At 69.6% G+C, this 2,532-nt stretch carries 1 protein-coding gene and 1 pseudogene; one reads left to right on the top strand and one right to left on the bottom strand.

Annotation, left to right across the window (positions count from 1 at the left end):
- Window positions 1-183, top strand: a pseudogene (locus E2651_RS44500) (transcriptional regulator); the annotation flags it as partial.
- 76 nt (window positions 184-259) lie between these two features.
- Here E2651_RS44500 and glgX read toward each other — a convergent pair.
- A complete protein-coding gene (glgX, locus tag E2651_RS42595; protein WP_135336628.1) occupies window positions 260-2,362 on the bottom strand; it encodes a glycogen debranching protein GlgX in 2,103 nt (700 codons plus the stop codon).
- Window positions 2,363-2,532 lie beyond the last annotated feature (170 nt).

Below are 2,532 nucleotides of genomic sequence, written 5' to 3'. Positions count from 1 at the left end.
GGCGAGGGGGAGTCCTACGGCGACGGTCCCGCGCCCGAGGCCCCCGACGTACGCCTGACGCTGGACGCGGAGACCTGCGTGGCGGTGGGCCGGGGCGCCCTGACGGTGGGCGACGGGGTGCGGGCGGGCAGCATCGAGCTGCGGGGCGACGGCGTCCTCGCGAAGGCCCTGCGGGCGTCCTGACCACACGCCTCAGGACCGCCACACGCCTCAGGACCGCCACACGCCTCAGGACCGCCACACGCCTCAGGACCGGGAGTCAGCACCGGGAGAGCAGAAGCAGGCTGTGCGCTCCCACAGCGATGTCGCTCTCCGCCTTGTGTTCGGTCTCGTCCGAAAAGCCTCGCGGGTCCGAGGTGTCGATCCGTGTCGTCCAGCGCTCGCCGTACGCGAGGTCGGGCAGACGGAAGACGATCGGCTCCCGGTAGCTGTTGAGGAGCAGCAGAAAGGAGCTGTCCGCCACGGGCCTGCCGCATGCGTCGGGCTCTGTGATCGCGTCACCGTTGAGGAAGACGCCGATGGCGTGGGCATCGGACCGCTGCCAGTCCTGCCGCGTCATCTCGTGCGCGTCCGGCCTCAACCACACCAGATCCGGCAGCGGTCGGCCCTCTTCGGCTGCTGTGCCGCCACGGAAGAAGCGGCGTCTTCGCAGCACCGGGTGCGCGGCGCGCAGCGCGATCGCCCGCTGGGTGAAGTCGAGCAGCGCGCGCCGGTCCTCGTCGAGATCCCAGTCGACCCAGGAGACCTCGCTGTCCTGGCAGTAGGCGTTGTTGTTGCCCAGTTGCGTGCGGCCCACCTCATCGCCGTGGGCGATCATGGGAATCCCCTGTGACAGCAGGAGTGTGGCAAGGAAGTTGCGCTGCTGGCGCGCGCGGAGTTCCAGGACACCCTCATCGGCCGTGGGTCCTTCGGCGCCGCAGTTCCACGAGCGGTTGGTGTTCTCGCCGTCGCGGTTGCCCTCCCCGTTGGCCTCGTTGTGCTTGTGGTCGTACGAGACCAGGTCGCGCAGCGTGAAGCCGTCATGTGCGGTGACGAAGTTGACGCTTGCGCGCGGACGGCGGCGATCGTGCTGATAGAGGTCGGAGGACCCGGTGAGCCGGGAGGCGAACTCGGCGAGCGAGTTGTCCTCGCCGCGCCAGAAGTCCCGTACCGCATCACGGTACTTGCCGTTCCACTCCGACCAGAGAGGCGGGAAGTTGCCGACCTGGTAGCCACCCTCGCCGACGTCCCAGGGTTCGGCGATGAGTTTGACGCGGCCGACCACCGGGTCCTGCTGGACCAGGTCGAAGAACGCGGACAGCCGGTCCACGTCGTGGATCTGGCGGGCGAGCGTCGCGGCCAGATCGAAACGGAACCCGTCCACGTGCATCTCGGTGACCCAGTGGCGCAGCGAGTCCATGACCAGCTGCAGGACGTTGGGGTGCCGCATCAGCAGACTGTTGCCCGTGCCGGTGGTGTCGAAGTAGTGTGCCGGATCGCCCTCCGCCTGACGGTAGTACGAGGCGTTGTCGATGCCGCGGAAGGCGAGCGTCGGGCCGTTCTCGTTGCCCTCGGCCGTGTGGTTGTAGACCACGTCCAGAATCACTTCGAGCCCGGCCGTGTGCAGCTTCTTGACCATCGACTTGAACTCGGTGACCTGCTCGCCGCGCGAGCGGTGCGCGGCGTAGGCGTTGTGGGGCGCGAAGAAGCCGATGGAGGCGTACCCCCAGTAGTTGGACAGTCCGCGGTCGCGCAGGAAGCCGTCCTGCACGTACTGGTGCACCGGCATCAGTTCGACGGCGGTCACCCCCAGCGAGAGCAGGTGGTCGATCACCGGTTCGGTCGCCAACCCCGCATAGGTGCCCCGCAGTTCCGCGGGGACGCCGGGGTGCCTGCGGGTCAGGCCACGCACATGGGCCTCGTAGATCACGGTCTGGGCGTAGGGACGCCTCGGCAGTACGTCGCCCTCCCAGGGGAAGGAGGGGTCGGTCACCACCGAGAGCATGGTGTGCGCCGCGCTGTCGGCCGGTTCGGGCCCCCGCGCCGCACGCTCATAGAGCGCCGGGTCGTTGTCCACCTGCCCCTCGAACGCTTTGGCGTAGGGGTCGAGGAGGAGTTTGGCGGGGTTGCACCGATGGCCCGCGGCCGGGTCCCAGGGGCCGTGCACCCGGTATCCGTAGCGCTGCCCCGGGCCGACACCGGGCAGGTAGCAGTGCCATACGAAGCCGTCGACCTCGGTGAGGGAGACGCTGTCATGCGTGCCGTCCTCATGGACCAGGACGATGTCGACCCGGTCGGCGACCTCGCTGAACAGGGCGAAGTTGGTCCCTTCGCCGTCGTAGGTCGGGCCGAGGGGGAAAGGGTGTCCGATCCAGGTGCGCACGCTGTTGCCTCCGTACGGATGAGCGTGGTCTTGGGCCTGTCACGCGCCCGGCGCCTACCGACGCCCGCCGCCCGTGGGGGCGGCCACGGGCACGGCCTCCACGGCGGGCGAGGCGAGCGCGGCGACGGGCAGCTCGTGCGGCACCTGGCGCGTGGTGCGCAGGGCGGGCG

It is taken from the genome of Streptomyces sp. MZ04 (assembly GCF_004684775.1).
GTDB lineage: Bacteria > Actinomycetota > Actinomycetes > Streptomycetales > Streptomycetaceae > Streptomyces.
The sequence above is the reverse complement of the archived record's forward strand: the minus strand, read 5'-3'. Positions and strand labels throughout refer to the sequence as shown.